General features: G+C 43.5%; 18 protein-coding genes. 6 read left to right on the top strand and 12 right to left on the bottom strand.

Annotated elements, in window-relative coordinates; genetic code table 11:
- Positions 1–18 precede the first annotated feature (18 nt).
- Entirely contained in the window at positions 19–426 is a 408-nt protein-coding gene (locus K5R16_RS03995; RefSeq protein WP_220736250.1) for a GFA family protein, read from the top strand.
- Between the two features lie 80 nt (positions 427–506).
- Here K5R16_RS03995 and K5R16_RS04000 read toward each other — a convergent pair whose 3' ends face one another.
- Positions 507–1193: an energy-coupling factor ABC transporter permease gene (locus K5R16_RS04000; RefSeq protein WP_220736251.1), complete on the bottom strand. Its 687-nt coding sequence runs from the start codon at positions 1191–1193 to the stop codon at positions 507–509.
- A 116-nt stretch (positions 1194–1309) separates the two neighbouring features.
- On the opposite strand from K5R16_RS04000, the gene K5R16_RS04005 reads away from it, so the two are divergent.
- On the top strand, positions 1310–1732 hold the full coding sequence (locus tag K5R16_RS04005; protein WP_259649762.1) for a hypothetical protein: 423 nt from the start codon (positions 1310–1312) through the stop codon (positions 1730–1732).
- 39 nt (positions 1733–1771) lie between these two features.
- On the opposite strand, the gene K5R16_RS04010 is transcribed toward K5R16_RS04005, so the two are convergent.
- The 4 genes from K5R16_RS04010 to yqfB all read right to left on the bottom strand — a co-directional run bounded on the left by K5R16_RS04010 (position 1772) and on the right by yqfB (position 7261).
- A complete protein-coding gene (locus K5R16_RS04010) occupies positions 1772–4882 on the bottom strand; it encodes an efflux RND transporter permease subunit (RefSeq protein ID WP_220736252.1) in 3111 nt (1036 codons plus the stop codon).
- Positions 4879–6219: an efflux RND transporter periplasmic adaptor subunit gene (locus K5R16_RS04015; protein ID WP_220736253.1), complete on the bottom strand. Its 1341-nt coding sequence runs from the start codon at positions 6217–6219 to the stop codon at positions 4879–4881. Before K5R16_RS04015 ends, K5R16_RS04010 begins: the two co-directional genes overlap by 4 nt.
- A complete protein-coding gene (locus tag K5R16_RS04020) occupies positions 6219–6836 on the bottom strand; it encodes a TetR/AcrR family transcriptional regulator (protein ID WP_220736254.1) in 618 nt (205 codons plus the stop codon). Before K5R16_RS04020 ends, K5R16_RS04015 begins: the two co-directional genes overlap by 1 nt.
- 119 nt (positions 6837–6955) lie before the next feature.
- A complete protein-coding gene (gene yqfB, locus K5R16_RS04025; protein WP_220736255.1) occupies positions 6956–7261 on the bottom strand; it encodes a N(4)-acetylcytidine aminohydrolase in 306 nt (101 codons plus the stop codon).
- 285 nt (positions 7262–7546) lie between these two features.
- Here yqfB and K5R16_RS04030 point away from each other — a divergent pair, with 285 nt between their 5' ends.
- Positions 7547–7762: a DUF2986 domain-containing protein gene (locus tag K5R16_RS04030; RefSeq protein ID WP_220736256.1), complete on the top strand. Its 216-nt coding sequence runs from the start codon at positions 7547–7549 to the stop codon at positions 7760–7762.
- 19 nt (positions 7763–7781) lie between these two features.
- On the opposite strand, the gene K5R16_RS04035 is transcribed toward K5R16_RS04030, so the two are convergent.
- Together K5R16_RS04035 and K5R16_RS04040 are read right to left on the bottom strand one after the other, a co-directional pair.
- Entirely contained in the window at positions 7782–9329 is a 1548-nt protein-coding gene (locus tag K5R16_RS04035) for an MATE family efflux transporter (protein ID WP_220736257.1), read from the bottom strand.
- Between the two features lie 101 nt (positions 9330–9430).
- Positions 9431–10264 carry an ion transporter gene (locus K5R16_RS04040; RefSeq protein WP_220736258.1) on the bottom strand — a complete coding sequence of 278 codons (834 nt, stop codon included), beginning with the start codon at positions 10262–10264 and terminating at the stop codon, positions 9431–9433.
- Positions 10265–10509: 245 nt separating this feature from the next.
- Here K5R16_RS04040 and K5R16_RS04045 point away from each other — a divergent pair, with 245 nt between their 5' ends.
- A complete protein-coding gene (locus tag K5R16_RS04045) occupies positions 10510–10980 on the top strand; it encodes a murein L,D-transpeptidase family protein (protein WP_374758376.1) in 471 nt (156 codons plus the stop codon).
- 80 nt (positions 10981–11060) lie between these two features.
- Positions 11061–11621 carry a VOC family protein gene (locus tag K5R16_RS04050; protein WP_220736260.1) on the top strand — a complete coding sequence of 187 codons (561 nt, stop codon included), beginning with the start codon at positions 11061–11063 and terminating at the stop codon, positions 11619–11621.
- Between the two features lie 59 nt (positions 11622–11680).
- Here K5R16_RS04050 and K5R16_RS04055 read toward each other — a convergent pair whose 3' ends face one another.
- Together K5R16_RS04055 and K5R16_RS04060 are read right to left on the bottom strand one after the other, a co-directional pair.
- Positions 11681–12052: a hypothetical protein gene (locus K5R16_RS04055; protein WP_220736261.1), complete on the bottom strand. Its 372-nt coding sequence runs from the start codon at positions 12050–12052 to the stop codon at positions 11681–11683.
- A gap of 21 nt (positions 12053–12073) precedes the next feature.
- Positions 12074–12379: a monooxygenase gene (locus tag K5R16_RS04060; RefSeq protein ID WP_308440791.1), complete on the bottom strand. Its 306-nt coding sequence runs from the start codon at positions 12377–12379 to the stop codon at positions 12074–12076.
- A 151-nt stretch (positions 12380–12530) separates the two neighbouring features.
- Here K5R16_RS04060 and K5R16_RS04065 point away from each other — a divergent pair, with 151 nt between their 5' ends.
- Positions 12531–13415 (top strand): LysR family transcriptional regulator, encoded by an 885-nt coding sequence (locus tag K5R16_RS04065; protein WP_220736262.1) that lies wholly within the window; start codon positions 12531–12533, stop codon positions 13413–13415.
- Positions 13416–13425: 10 nt separating this feature from the next.
- Here K5R16_RS04065 and K5R16_RS04070 read toward each other — a convergent pair whose 3' ends face one another.
- The 3 genes from K5R16_RS04070 to K5R16_RS04080 all read right to left on the bottom strand — a co-directional run bounded on the left by K5R16_RS04070 (position 13426) and on the right by K5R16_RS04080 (position 16155).
- Complete coding sequence (locus K5R16_RS04070) at positions 13426–13833, bottom strand: GNAT family N-acetyltransferase (RefSeq protein ID WP_220736263.1); 408 nt, start codon at positions 13831–13833, stop codon at positions 13426–13428.
- Between the two features lie 162 nt (positions 13834–13995).
- Complete coding sequence (locus K5R16_RS04075) at positions 13996–15288, bottom strand: DUF4785 family protein (protein WP_220736264.1); 1293 nt, start codon at positions 15286–15288, stop codon at positions 13996–13998.
- Positions 15289–15297: 9 nt separating this feature from the next.
- Positions 15298–16155 carry a hypothetical protein gene (locus tag K5R16_RS04080; protein ID WP_220736265.1) on the bottom strand — a complete coding sequence of 286 codons (858 nt, stop codon included), beginning with the start codon at positions 16153–16155 and terminating at the stop codon, positions 15298–15300.
- Positions 16156–16461: the final 306 nt, after the last annotated feature.

A 16461-nucleotide genomic window follows, 5' to 3' on the forward strand; every position in this document is an offset into this window, starting at 1 on the left:
TATACTAAAGGTTCGCTTATGACAAAGACTATGACACAGCAAAGCGGCTGCTTATGCGGCGCAATCAGGTACCAGTTAACCGCGAGCCCTTTTGCTGCAGATTATTGCCATTGTCGTCAATGCCAAAAAAGTACCGGTTCTGTGCTTGGAGCTTGGATGGATTTTAATATCGATGAGCTCAGCTGGTTAACGGGAGTGCTGACGGAGTATCACTCTTCAGAATTTGTACGGCGTGGTTTTTGTCATCAATGTGGCTCACAGATTAGTTTTAGAGATACTCGTTATCCGAACTACATTACCCTATCAATCGTGTCGCTTGATGAGCCAAATACTGTACAGCCAACGTATCATATTCACACCGACAGCCAACTTAAATGGCTTTCATTGAACGATAGCTGTATTCGCTACCCACAGTCCCGAAGCTAAATGTTCGTATTGCCCCTGATAACTAACTTAGTCAGCTTTCACTTAAGCATGGCACTCGCTATTACCCATCAAAAAGCTAATTACTGCTTCCAAAAATAAGTTCTATCAGAATAGTCATAAAGCCACTCGGGGCGATAAACCACCAGTATGGTTATCGCCATACCGTTAAGTAGCGCTTCTGGAAATCCTAATAAAGGAATGAGTATTAAATAGTTATCCGCAAGGTATGACCAATCATAATCTGTACTCAAATTGAGCCATAATGCCCAGCTAACAATGTGGACCAACATAGATAAAAAAGCATTGATGAATGCACCAAAGAAAATGAAAATAAACAGGTGATGAGGCAGGAATTTAAAGCATTGGCTGTAGAAGGTAAAGCAAACAAATAGCGGAACACACACGGCAAAAATCGCATAAAGAGCAAAATCTAAAGGCTGCTTTAATACAAATGTTGCAAAGAACAGCACAGGTAATAAAGCAATGATACTGGCCATACGCCATCCAAACATAAGCATTAGCACTACCAGACCTAGAAAGTGCACATGAATTTGGGCTGTGACACTTGCATTGATTAACCAAAGAGCGTTAATTATAAATGTGGCAATAAATACCCGAGATTGTTTTTTGCCTGATGCTAGGAGCTCAGAGAACTGCTTTTGTGGCCAAATGAGCCAGTACCAAAATACCAGTAGTACGGTCGCAATAAGCCCTGCAAAGTTAGAGTTTAGGCTGATAGTATTGACGAGTTGTTGTAAAAATTGCATCACCTATACACTCCCTATTCAGACAACCGAATGTAAAACACTTTAAAGCTCTGCTAACTTGCTTCAATATACGTTATGCTGGCAATTAGAAACCAATTTTTAACATAAAAATAATAATGAAAAAAATCTCCCTTTTGCTGGTATTACTACTCTCTGCCTGTAGCGGTACGCCTGAACTCGAGCCAGAAGAGTTTGCAGGCCAACTTACCGATTCATTTAGAACCGATATAAAAAGCAATGGCCTTAAGCTATTTACCTACCGCGCCAAGCTAGTGATAGACGGCAATGCTCAGCAGGCACTTCCCCATGAACAGCGAGCACAACAAAAAAAGCGTTCAAGGAAACGTTATCAAGGGCCAGATCTAACCGCTTGGACACAAAAAATAGAGCATGGTCTTAGCCGGACAATCGAAATGACCGGCTACTGCCGCGAAGGTTATATAGAGATCAGTCGCTCTATTCAGTATGACCGAGGCAGTATTAGAGGCGAGTGTAATGAAGGTGCTACTGAGGTTGATATCGCAAAGTTCGACTCTTAAACAAAAAAGGGCTTCAATCGAAGCCCTTATTCATTCCCTTTAAGCAGGCAACCCACTCTCTTTCGCACCAAAACTCACCTTACCAAAATCCTCTAAAATAGCGTAACAAGCTGGCACCATAAATAGCACTAACGCGGTTGAGGCAAAGATACCAAATACCATAGATATCACCAGTGGTTGTAGCACCTGCGCTTGTATACTGGTTTCGAGCAACAGCGGTAACATGCCCGCGGCAGTGGTTAATGAGGTAATAAAGACCGCTCTAAAACGCTCTTTACTGGCGCTCACTACCGCTTGGTGAACAGTCTGGCCCTCATCCACATGAAAACGAATATATTGCACCAGAAGTATCGAGTCATTAACCACAACCCCAGACAGAGCGATAAAGCCCATTATCGATGGCATACTCATCGAGAACCCAAGCAATAAGTGCCCCCAGAACACGCCAATTAGCCCCAGAGGGATCACCGCCATCACAATGAGTGGCTCTAAGTAGCTCTTAAACTGCAAACTCAAAATAGCGAACACCCCTAACAGTCCCAGAATAAAGCCTGACACCATTGAGCTTTGAGTCGTTGCATTCTCTTTGACCTCACCTTCAAAGCTGACTCGCACTCCTGGATAGCGCTTTATTAGATCAGGCAGCAGTTCCTCTTTAAATGCAGTATTAATTTCCCCTGCATTGGCTAAGTGAGTATCGACTTCACCAGTAATGGTGACAAAACGCATACCATCAAGCCGTGAGATTTTGACGTAATTACGTTGCCAAGAAAAATCAGCCACCGCAGACAATGGCACTTGATCACCAGAGGCGCCCAAGGTTATTGGGAAGTTAGCCAAATTCTCAAGCTTAGCCGCATCACTTTTATCAAGTTGCACGTCAATCTGAATACTCTCAGGGCCTACTTGAATGTAATCTGCCGTTTGGTGGAAATAAGCTCCACGTAATTGGCTCGCTAACATCATGCCGTTAACGCCATAGGCTTCTGCACCTGGTTTTAAGGTCATCAAAATCTCAGACTTACCTGGACGCATACTGTCCATCACGCCAGACACACCATTAAAGCCACTGATATACTGCTGAACATCAATCGATGCCGCCTTCAATTGGTGCAGGTCATCACCGCGTAAGCGGATATCTATCGCCCGACCAGCCGGTCCCATAGAGGGCTGCTTGTACACAATCGCAATAGGGTCAACCAGTTCACCAACCGTTTCCTCCCATTCACGGATAAAAGTATTAAGCAGTGTTTGCCGTATTTCAGCACTCAACAGATCAACTTTTACCGTAGCAACATGAGCGCCTGTCTCATTGGCATCGGCATTAAAATTAAACCGCTCAGTGATATGTTGGATCAGCTGCTCACCATCTTCATCTTTGCTGTATTTATCATTAAGTAACTGAGCAGCATTAACGATTTTTTCAACGACATGCTCTGTTTGGGATAAAGTCGAACCAGGAGGTAATATCACCCGCGCTTCAACCACATCACCATCGAGTTCAGGAAAGCCAATAAACTTAACCACGCCACCAGCCGCAAGAGACACAGATAACAGCAATAGGCTTATAACGGCTCCCATAAAGGCGTAACGCCATGCAATCACCCACTCGACTGCTGCAACAAGATTGACCGTTCTAAAATGTTCAAAGCGGCGATTAAATTCTGCTTTAAAGCGACTGGTTTTTCGCTCTTTGCCTTGAGCTGCATGGGCTAAGTGATTGGGTAATATCAAAAAGGCTTCAACCAAACTCACGGTTAAGATCAACAGCAAGGTTTGCGGCACCACCCTAAGCACTTTACCCATATCGCCTTCCATAAAGGCGATACTGGAGAAAATAAACACCGTGGTTAAAAAGGACGATACGACGCCGGGCAGCACCCGTTTAACACCTTGGATCACCGCTTCTGTTTTATCTAAGCCGCGCTCGATGTGCGAGGCTATCGATTCTGCGATAACAATCGCATCATCCATCATGATGCCGATAGCCATCAAAAATGCCACTAACGTCATAATGTTAATGGTTAAGCCAACTTGAGCCATAAAAAACAAGCTACCCATAAATGCAACAGGTAAGCCCATAGCAACCCAAAAAGAGTACCGAAAACTAAAGAACAACCACATACAAAGAAATACGAGTAACACCCCTTGCCAACCATTCTTTATTAGCATGGTTAATCGATCCCACAACAGAGAGCTCATATCGTTAGAGGTGCTAATGCTCACACCATCGGGTGTACGCAGTTTTTCTGCATCTAAAAACCCAATCACTTCCTCTTTGAGGCGCAGAGAATCTTGAGATTTATTTTTAAACACCGTTAATATCGCCGCGGGTTCACCATCGAAACGAATATGGTCTTCATCAAGCTCGAATCTATCGGTCAACTTAGCTACATCACGCAGGCGCACCACGCCACCTTCTGCATTTGAGCGGATAACGATATTGGCGAGCTTGTCGGCTTCCACTTCTCGTTGATCAAATCGAATTAGGATATTCTTACTGGCAGTTTCCAAGGTACCACTCGGTAACTGCACATTTTGCTGTTCAATCTGAGTGGCAACATCTGACACACTCATGCCTAAACGTTTGAGAGCATCGAGCGAGATCTCTACCAACAATTGATGTTGAGAAAAGCCTGCGATCTCTACCTGACGAATGCTAGTATCAAGCTTTAAGCGTCGTTTAAAATCTTCCGCATAGGCTTTGAGTTCTGGTTTGCTGGTTGCTGCCGATAGTGCGATATCGATGATCGGTTCACTAAAATCTAACTCCTCAACAATAGGAGGCTCAATTTCAGCAGGGAAATCTTTAATAGCAGAGATTTTAGTCTGCACGTCGACAAGGTTTCGTCCCAGATCCGCTTTATCATCGAGCTTAAGCGTCATCTGTGCCACGCCCTCGAGCGCATCACATTTGGTTTCGATTATGCTGCCTAAGCTATCAACAGCATCTTCCATACGTAAACAAAGGTTCTCTTCAACATCTTGCGGTGACGCGCCAGGCAATACCACCCGAGCACTAATATAGCTTGGTGAAAACTCAGGAAAGGTTTCCCGCTTAAGCTCAGGTAATGCTTTGATACCCAGAACAATTAACGCCAACATCAATAGATGTGTCGCTGTAGGATGACGAACGAAAAAGGCGATCACTGTACTAGCCCCTCATTATCACTGGAAGCATCAGCGCTATCGCTTTGACGACGTAAAGCCATGCCAGTGACTGCTGGAATGATATCGGTTAATACCAATTGCATATTGTCATAAAGCTCGCCCTGCACTGCTGCTTGACCCTCTTGGCGAAACAGCACCTGTACCTTGATGAGCTGCAAGCTATTGTCACTGTCCATCAGATACAACTTATCGCCATGAAGTGCACGCTCTGGCACCATCCAGTAATCTTTAGCATTACCCTTAATACGAGCACTGACAAACATACCGTTCACTAACGGTGGTGCCTGACCGATTTTAAGTTCACGATATTGCTGCTCGACCTGCAGTACCACGCTCACAGTCGCCAGAGTTGGATCAACGGTTTCACCTATACGGCTTATTTTAGCTGGCCACTTAAACACATATGCTGCACTTTTCAGGGTTATTTCAGCGGTTAAACCGAGAGCTTCTGCGTTGGGCAGTTGCTTGTCAAAAATAGCTGGCTTATCGACGGTTTTCATTAAGGTCATCAGATCAGCTAAAGATAACTGTGCTTCCACTTCCATGACTTCTGTGCCGTTAATTCTTGCTAGCACTTGTTGTGGTGCCACCACTTGATTATTTTCAACGTTGACTTCAGATACTCGTCCTTCAAATGGTTGGCGGATCTCAGTTTTATCGAGTTGGCTTTGCGCTTCTTCTTCCCGAGAAACAGCTTGTAATAACTGGGCCTGCAACACATCAGTCTCGTTCGGCATTAGATTGAGACTGTTATTGAGATCTTGGATCTTCTGTTTCTGCGCCAATACATTTTGACGTTCACCATCAAGCTCTGACTGGGAGATAAGGTTTTTTGTTCGTAACGTCTCTTTGCGCTTTAGATCAGACTTAACCAATTCATAGCGGTTAGTCTCAATATCGAGCGACAACTTAAGATTTTCCAGCTGCAGTGCTTTACCTTGCAGTTGCCCTTCAAGCGCTTTTCTATCAGCCTGTGCTTGGGCGAGACGAATTTGATAATCAAGTGGATCAATTGATAATAACAGCGTGCCTTCCGGTAGCATTTTCCCGACGGCTAAATCTGGGTGTTTGTAAATAATTTTACCACCCACTTCAGGGAGTAATTGCCATTGAACTTTAGGCGCAACACGGCCAAATGCATCAACCTGCGCGATTACCGAGCTTTGATTGAGTGGAACAACATCAACTAACTTACTCTGCTCAGACATCTCTTCTAGCGGCGGATGCCCCTTAAATGATATCACCGCAAATAGAGTGACCACGCCGACTGCCATTGCAGGGAAAAAATACCAACGCTTACCTTTAATCATGTCCATCAGTCTTGCTCTCCAAATAACCCTTGCTCTAGCAGTTTTATGTTGTGTTGCGTCAATTTAGTGTAAAAATCGCTGTCGAGTTTAAAGCCATGCAACTCAGCCATTGGCGCTGGAATGATGTAAGGGAACACCATCAAGCTCATCATAGACATTTTGACTAACATGGGGTCGGTGCCGGTACATTTTTCGAGTAATGGTTTAGGCATCGGGATCAAGTTAGCCAAAGGGGTAAAGAGTTTAAATACCACCGCTTTGGCTTCAGTCGAGCCTTCAGAATTCATCAAGCGAAACAAAAAGCGCGGGAAGTCCGGTGTAGCACTCATAGATTGATGAAAGTCGTTAATAATATCTGCCATTATCGACTTTGTGTCAGCTGTGCGCATCAATTTGCTTCGCGCTAATACCGGCTTCAAATGCTCTATCATCATCGCTTCGAACAAACCGATTTTATTACCAAAATAGTAACGGATCATCGCCATATTCACGCCTGCTTCATTGGCAATTTGGCGAATACTGACCTTGTCGTAATTCGAGGAGATAAAACAGCTGCGAGCAGCGCAAAGAAGCGCTTCTCGAACTTGATTGGCGGCTTCAGTTTGATTTGTTGGTTCTGTCATCACAGTAGACTTAGTGTTATTCACTTGAATAACACTAAGTCTACTTGCTCAGTACAGCTTTTGCATGGTTTATCGTTATTCGAAAAGCATGCTTTCGAATAGCAGTGAAAGGATCACTGCTACAGCAGTTTGAAATTGATTTGATAAAGTTGCTCTATTTCAGGATAAATTTCTCTGATTAGGGTTTTTAACTCATCAAGCGTCATATTCTCCTGCTCCGCATGAAGCTGATTAAGATCGTCAAACTTGACCCAAGCAACAGACAAGATTTCAAGCTGACCATAACAGTGGCTCGTTTCCAAATTAGCCACATGCACTATTTGCCCGGCCTTAAAATAAGACTCGCTCTGATCTCGCAAAGTAATGGTCTTTTTGCCCGCTAGAATGTCTGATTCAAATCGTTGAAAAAAGGTGATAGTTTGCATATTATCCTCAAACCAATAGGTAAAATAAGAGCCTAACAATAAATCTTGCCCTAGGTTAACTTTAATCTACAACTAGCGAGCTCGGTCACGATTCTTTAAAGCTGTTGAATCGAGCATAAGGGTAGAGTGTATTAGGCAGTTGCAATTAGGTGAAAGCTCATCGAATTGAAATCAAATGAGTACAGTGGCATCGCGGAGCGCTTTAGGGTAAAATCCGCTTCCAATTTCAAGCTCAGCGCCTATTGCGCTAAACTTATCTTAGATTGACGTTATCGTAGAGAACACATGAACAGAAAACAGAAAATGATCAAATTGTCGGCTAAGCGTGCTAAAGCTCGTCTTAATAAGCACACTCCACCTACGATCAAAAAATACGTATCTAAGGCTGAGCGTGCAGAGCAACAAGCAAAGCTTGCTGCAGAAGAGCTAGCTAATCAGAACGATGCAGCAACTGACGTTGATGCACAAGCGAGTGATAAAGACAGCACACCTGCTAGCTAATTAAACGTATTTGTTGGGCTTACTTGGTTGACGAATCTTCGCCTTTAACGCCAATAAGCTCAGCAATTTCATTACTTGCTTCACAATCCTGCTCCTCTGTCACCATCGCCATATTGGCACACGATGACGACATCGGATTTTGGCTACTCAGACTAAGCTCCTCATCAAATTCACTACTCATTTCATCAGCAGTTGTTGCTGTTGGCAACGGTTGACCCTGTTCGGTAACCATCTGAACCGTCGCAAAACCTCTAACTTTCTCGACTAAGCGATAAGCCATGAGTACACCGAGCACACCAAAGATGATTGAGCCAATAGCTTGCCCAATTAGCACGCCATATACTCCGCCCCATTGCGCGCCAAAATACACAAATGGGATCGTACCAACCGTTGCTTTGCCTACATTAAACAGCGTCGAATATTTAGCTTTTCCTAAATTGTTAAACGAGGCATTGGCAACAAACAGAATCCCCGAAAAGATGAAAAACACTGCAATATAACTACAGAAAAACAAGATAAGCTCAGCAGCATCACCCTGCATATCAAACACACTTACAATCTGGTTTCGGGTTAGAAATAGCAAAATCGAGACCACCAACACATAAACACTACAGAACTGAATCGCACGGGTTAGTGACTCTTTGACTCGGCCAAACTCCTGAGCACCATAGTTCTGGCCTACAATAGGGCCAACAGCGCCAGAAAGCGCGAATATCATACCGAAAGAGACTGGGATCAAACGGCCAAGCACTGCCCAACCAGCAACATAACTATCACCAAAATCAGCAATCGCACGGGTCACTACGGCATTACCTATAGGGGTCGCAACATTGGTTAACATTGCAGGACCCGCGATAGCAAAAATAGGGTTTAAGTCGGCGATGAAATGATCTAAGTTAAAACGGCCAAACAGTTTGTGCTTAACAATAACTCCTCTGGCTGCCACAACAAATACCGCTAGACGTGCCAATACTGAAGCGACTGCCGCCCCTTCAATCCCCATGGCAAACATAAAGATAAATATAGGGTCAAAAACCGCATTAACACCGCCACCAATCAATGTTGATACCATTGAAAGTTTGGCATCACCCACCGCTCGCAGCGCACTACCCAGTGCCATTGCCAAACAAATAAGGGGTAATGAAGGGACTAAAATATAAAGATAACCAGCCGCTAACTCTGCGGTTTTGCCTGTAGCCCCCACCAGCGATAACAACTCAGGTATAAACAAAAATACAATAACCGCGACCACAATACTGATCAGTAATGTCACCACAGCGCTATTAAGTAGTAATCGCTTGGCTTTTTCTACCTCTTTAGCACCAATGGAGCGTGATACCAATGCACCAAGCGCTATCGATAAACCAATACCAATCGAGGTAGTAAAAAAAGAGATAGTGCCGGCATAACCGACAGCAGCGGCAAGCTCTTGTTCACCTAATAAACTGAGGAAAAAGATATCTAGCAGGTCAACTACAAATAGCGCTGAGATCCCTACAGCGGCCGTTGAACTCATCACCAAGATATGGCGCAGTATCGATCCTTGTACAAACTTGGCAACAGCCATAAAACCTCTTAATCCATTTGACTAACTAAACTGCACATTAGACGCTATGTGCAGTATTTTAAAGACAGGGATGACTCAATCATTGAGCCATTTCGCCTGCACTAAATGTCGGCTTCTAGTTCGCTACCGCATTTATCACAGTACAACGCATTCGTTTCATGACCTACTTTTAAGCAATTACTACAACGACGTAAATCTTTGTGTTTGCCAATCTCTTGTGAGATCTCAGCAGTTAAAATGCCTGTGGGAATAGCGATAATCGAATAGCCAAGCAACATAGTAAATGCGGCAATAGCTTGGCCTAAATTTGTTCCGGGGGTGATATCACCATAACCTACAGTCGTAATCGTCACTATCGTCCAGTAGATAGACTTAGGGATTGATGAGAAACCATTATTAGGCCCTTCTACAACATACATAATAGAGCTTAACACCACGACGATTAAACTGACTGAAAAGAAAAAGATAAATACTTTTCGGCTCGATTGCATCATCGCTCGAAGCAACAGATTTCCTTCGCTTAAATAGCGTAACAACTTGAAGACTCTAAAGATCCTAAATAGCCTTAATACCCTGATCACCATAGTAAAATTGGCGCCTGGGAATACTAAAGCCAAATATGTAGGCAGCACTGAAAGCAGATCGACCACCCCATAAAAACTCTTAGCATATTCCAGCGGTTTCGCTGAGCAATATAAGCGCAGTAGGTATTCCACAGTAAATATAATGGTGAAGCACCACTCTAATACAACGATGATTTCACCGTACTGCTGATGAATGTGGGCAACAGTATCTAAAAAGACCAACATGACGCTTAGAATAATACAAACGATTAAACTGATATCGAAGAAGCGACCTGCAGGAGTGTCTGTACCAAAGATTATTCGGCGAAGTTTAAGTTTAAATAAGCTTTCCGAGTCGGTTTCTGTAGCCATCTATAGCGCCGTTCCTTGCTGTGAAGCCGCTTGATAATTCATCTGACATAAGCTGAATTATCAAGGTATTAAATTAGGTGGTATGAATAGTGTGACACGCAAACAAGCAGAGCTCAAAAATAATCTTAAGCTTGTACGTCAACAATCACCAGATTTTGAGGTAACATAGGCCTAATTTCTACATGCTAAGGGCATTAGGCTCAGGGTTGTAAATGCGGGTTTTCTTCTCAACAATTGTTTCATTAATGCTGGTACTAAGCGTTTTCCAAACGAACTTAGCTCATGCCAGTGGTAAAGCTGATTTGGTTGTCGTCACCAAATCAGAATCAAGTTTGTCGCTGCTACGCGAAGGCAAAGTGTTAAAGTCTTACCGCATTGCCATGGGTGATAACCCGGTTGGCCATAAACTCACAGAAGGCGATCAACGCACCCCTGAAGGACGTTACTTACTGGACTATAAAAAGTCAGACAGTGCTTATTACCGTTCTATTCACATCTCCTACCCTAATGATGAAGATCGCTTACGCGCCAATGCACTTGGCATAGAGCCCGGTGGTCAAATCATGATCCATGGTGAAAACCCTAATTCCAGCCTGAGCCCAATAGAGGCTCAGCAGTACAATTGGACTGACGGCTGTATAGCCGTAACCAATGCTGAGATGGATGAGCTTTGGCGCGCGATTGATGAAGGCACCCCAATCGAGATCTGGCCATAACGCTCCACACCTCTTGAAATAAAAACTTTAAATCAAAAAAGTAGGCCCGTTTAAAAGCGGGCTCCAGCAGAGAAAAATTAATGACCTATGAACAACTAGCCAGCAGTTGGCCAGTCTTTAGCCAATCTATTATTCAGTTTATGAGCGAGCTTGGCTTGGATAAACTGGCACTTGAATGCGATCATACTGCGCTGCGAGTCAATAGCACCCAAGCTGCGCAGCAGTTACAACTTGAGTTTGCAGAACATGGCACAATCATCTCGAACAACATGATCAACGGCCGTCCTATTTTAATTATTGAGCTAAACCAGCCTTTGCGACTTGGTGACATGACTATCGAATGTGTCGAACTGCCCTTCCCTGGAGAAAAGTCATACCCGGCAGAAGGTTGGGAACATATTGAGTTAGTTTTAAAATCAGCTGCTCAAGAGTGTGAAACTCTCAGCCAAGATCTGTTAGCAGCACTACCAAATCTCAAGCCGGTACTGGCAGGTGAGACCGAAGTAAAGGTGAAAATGAGTTCACCCAAAGGAGATAAAGAGCGCTTAGCTAATCCAACCATCGCCTTTAAAAAAGACGGTTTATGCATCAAGGTTCACTCGCACGGCATAAAAGCGGTAATAGCTTCAGAATGTGAATAGAAACAGCGCTAACAACTCAGAGCAGCAACCAAGACGTTGCTGCTTTTTTATTGCTAAGATTACTGCTTCATCATCTGTCTGACGCTTAACACTGCCATAAACGCGAAAAACACAGGATCACTCCAACCTAATCCAACAAGAATGCCTGTGAACGCAGCCTTCAGAGTGATCACAACGCCGATAAGATTGGTAATGAATAAGGCGATAAATAGCTTTTTAGCCAAAGTTCCCTTGTCGATGTCTTTAAGCAAAAAACAGATAACGGCAATACCAGCTAAAAATATACTCGTATGCTGTGACAAAAACAGTGCGTACTGATCATTTATCTCTACACCGTAAATTGGCCAAATTTGTGTTGGGATAAAAAACAATACCAAGGCAAACAGCGCGTAAATCACAGCATGTAAAGTTAAAATTTGACTATTATTCATAACCTTTGCTCCTTAGCTATTTTATCCGATTGGACCATTATTAATCGCAGAAAGCGCGGTATTCACTGCGAAGATCCGACCCCGAATATTTTCAATGCCCATTTTACTCAGTCGTGCTGAGTGCATTGTTAGATATGCACTGGCTGACTTCTCATCTTCAAATAAGTAGATACCACCGCCCAAATGTTCTGTTTCACTTTCAGTCCATATTTTCCAAATCAACCCAGGCTCATGGTTAATAGATTCGGCTAGCGCTTTAAGCATGCTCGCCATCTCACTGTCAAATGGGCCGCTATAATCAAAATCGACTTGTAGTAATGTATTCATAATTTGTCTCCAAAAATAGTAGTAAATGACAAGTTCGCTACGCTGATAAGTCACTATCTGCTCAGCAATACTTGCGATACCAACCATCTTACTTATAAAATCCAGACAGAAAAGTTCATAATACTGCCATTTAATGTAGGTAAATTAGACCATGAGATTAAAAACAACCTTAGAGCAATGGCTCACATTATTTGAAATAGATAGAGCTGGCAGCATTCAAGCTGCAGCAGTAGCTTTAAACAAAAGCCACACTACGCTGATTTATGCTGTCAGAAAGTTAGAAGAACAACTTGGCGTGCCATTGCTAAAGGTTGAAAAGCGCCGTGCAATACTCACCGACGATGGAAAGTCACTGTTGCGCCGCGCCCAGACAATGTTAGAACAAGCTAAAGCGCTGGAAGAGATTAGTAATCAATTGGTTCAAGGGGTTGAGTCTGAATTAACGATTGCAATCGATCACCTTTGTGACCGCCAGTGGCTATATGAACCGATGGCTTTATTTTTTAAGCAAAACCACACAACTTCAGTACAAGTTGTAGAAACCTCATTGTCAAAAACCCAAGAGATGGTCAATCGTGAAACTGCTGATATTTCAATTATTACTCTGCCTATCACCAATCATCCATCTGAAGCTTTTGGGGTCGTCAGCATGTTGCCGGTCGTGGCAACATGCCATCCTTTAGCATCAAAGCCTAAGCCTTGTTTGGCAGATCTAAGTAGCAATAGGCAGATAGTGGTGCGAGATCTAGGCATTAACAGTAAACAAGATGTAGGTTGGTTAAAATCAAATCAACGGATCACGGTTGATAATTTCGACCATGCAGTGCATGCAATGCAACAAGGACTGGGTTATTGCCGTTTACCAATGCATATTATCGAAAAATTTACTGACAACAATGTTGTCGTGCTACAAGTTGAACATGCGCAGCAGTATCAAGTGCCGCTGCATATTACGCTGCCGAAAGGCGCAAAATCTGGGCCTGCAGCTAAATATTTGTACCAATTATTACAAGAGTCAGTGAGTGTTCGAGATTAGCCGGCTGAGATTACTTAATAATATACATACCTTCGCTTGCTGGCCGGCTTAACTTAAATCCAAACTTTGTGTATAGCTCAGGTACATCCGCCATTAAGGTAATGTAAGCACCTTTAAAGGCTGTATTTTCGAGGTAATCCATAATGCTTTGCATGATAAGTCGACCAAAGCCCTGCCCTTGGTAGTCAGGATCGACAGCAACATCGACAATATCAAAATTTAACGCTCCATCACCCACAACGCGGCCCATCGCAATGGTTTGCTCAGCAACACAGATATGCACGCCATAAACGCTATTAGGCAACGCCTTTTTTGCAGCCTCTAATGGCCTAGGCGTTAAGCCTGTAATGATGCGAAGGCGAACGAAATCTTCGGCAGTAGCTACCTGCTCGATAATGGTATATCTGTGATCGGTCATTGAAGTACTCTTATTTGTATAAATGTATTTTTAAACATGTAGTTGTACAAACTAAGCGATAAATATAGTAATTGCCTGCCTAGATTATCATAAGAATATGGCTATCAAGCGCAAAGAAAAAGCGCGCCTGATTAGGCGCGCTTATTTTTAATGTTTAATTGACTACAGACTCATGGTTAATGCTTGTTGCTGATAACTTAGCCTTACCATCTGTCCTTGATCTACAAACTCCAACGCTTTGAGTTTAAAGGGTGCTTTAAGCCCTGAGTTTTTAATAGCATCAGTATTTAAATCAAGTGATATTGTCGATGATTCTGTCGTTAACCAAGCTGCTGATTGGCTGGTCAAGATGAGTACGTCATTGCCCACAGAGTCTGTGCCCGTTAATGCTGCATTGACGCCAAAACGACCCTCCTGTTGTAGCTCAACAGCAAAAGTGAGCTGCGACGGCAACCCTGCTTGCCACTGACTCGCAACGTTACTGCTTAGTTTCGCGCTGGCAACATACTGCTTAAAAGCCGTTTTGACCGTTCTATAGACCGCTTGACCATTTACTTGAGTTTGCACATTGACTTGGATCTCACTCAAACCAGCATTGCTCGAAGGCATATTCGATACAGTCGGCAGCTTAGCCTGCCACTGCCCATTTATCTGCTCTACCGCCAAAGTCTGAATATTGCCATCGGCATGCTTTAAACTGGCTTGTGGTTGCAACGTTGTTTGGCTATTAGTTAACTGCAAAGTAAATGGCACGTTTGGCTTATCACTAGAGATACGATTGTTAGCTGACAGCTTTAGCTTATAGGGTGAGCCCTTCTCTTTAACGTTCAGCAGGTATTGGCCACTTTTAGGCAGAGGTTGCGCCACTGTTAGCTTATAGGTTCCTGCCGTTGCACTGCTCGATAACGTCAACGCACTTGAGTTGTCATCAAGGCCTGCCGTTGCAAGCGCATCAGCATCCGTTAACGATTGTATATAAGACACTTTGCTATCTGTTTTATCACCCACTTTTTGCAATCGAAGTTGTTCTGGTGATATCGACTTACTTTGAATCAAGGCGCCAGAATGATTATTGGCTCTTGGTGCAACTCGGATAATGCTAGCAGGTTGGCTTATCGCAAGCTTAACGCCTTTGTTAAGTTCAGCACCTGAGACTGTCATCCAAAACTCATCACTTTCGCTGCTAGTATTTGATAGTGGTAACACTAAGGCTTGTTGGCTGGGTGTTGAATTAACAAAACTAATCGGATCTTTACTGTTGTTAATCGCATCCAAAGAAGGCGCCTGAATATTGCCAACGGTTATATCGCCAGCTTGAACTGCTGCCAACGAAAACTGTTTACTCACGATTAGTATACTCTGCTCTGGCTGTGGGTCTTGTTGCTCTTCACTTTGACAGCCAGCAAGGATAAATCCAGCGGTGATAGACACCATGGCGGTTGTTAATCTGTTCATTGGTGGCTCCTAGATATGATCGCGAATGAGACGGTGAAGGTTAAAGCAAGCACGTCGGCTTTGCTGATGACTGAGTGGTTCTCGCCCAGCGGTGCGCTGTTTATCAGTAAACCAAACCGTTCCCGCAGCGCTTTGCGAGCTGCACTCTAAGAAGCCATCAGAGCAATCATCTAGCCAGTTTTGTGTGGTTTCCAAAGCAACTTGATACTGATAGCCGGCGCAGTAGCTGTCACCGTCCCAAATTGCCGAATCGACATCAGAGCCAACAACCACTTCGAAAGGACGACTTAGCGCTGGTCGACCTGCTGTACCGTGTAGCCAAGTATTGTTGTAATGCTCCATCCAGCTCACTTGCTGCTGCTTAACTGCATTACTACCATAACCAAGTAACCAACCCAGCGAAGTTTCAAAAACATTACCCTGATTAACCGCGTCAGCCAAAGGCGTGCCGCCACTAGAGGGAGCTAAGGCAACCACTCGATTAGTAACATTAATAATATTTGGATAGCGGCTATCCCAAGTCGGATTAGATAGAAGCCAGCGCACCACATTGCCACCATTTGAATGAGTGATCATTGTCAATGAGTCTATCTGCTTGTCACTGATGAAACTCGATAACTGCTGGGCTAAGCAGCCTGCAGCAGCTTGCTCCCACATGTATTGGTCGAAGTCACAATTGATCACGACGTAATTATCCGGCTCAGTTATTCCTTGCCTAACGGTATCAACAAACTCTGAACTCCAATAATCGTTAAGCGCATCAGTCTGATGGCCTGTTCCATGTATAAAAGCGACCCCTGTCGCACTGTGTACAAAGGGGCTTATTGCGACCAACACCAGTAAGGTGAATTGTTTTAAGATCTTCATTTTTTTATCTCTATTGTTATAGTCTGAATGTTCTTTATGAGGCCAGAGATCTGAGCTCTTTCGCCAACCTAACGATTAGAAAATAAGCTATCAAGATAAATTTTAGGTACGGGAGTACCAGTTAAGCGAATGATTTAATGATGATTGTTTAAAACAAAATCGGCACAACACAACCTATGCTTTAGCAAGCGCTTAATTAATAGGCTCATTGTTTGAATTGGAGTTGGAATTTTTTACAAATTATTTTGAGCGGAGATAGAATCACCAGTGATTTCTGTCAACAAACCGACCTAAAGCACAAGGATT

Source organism: Shewanella sp. c952 (assembly GCF_019654975.1).
In the GTDB taxonomy this organism is placed as follows: domain Bacteria; phylum Pseudomonadota; class Gammaproteobacteria; order Enterobacterales; family Shewanellaceae; genus Shewanella.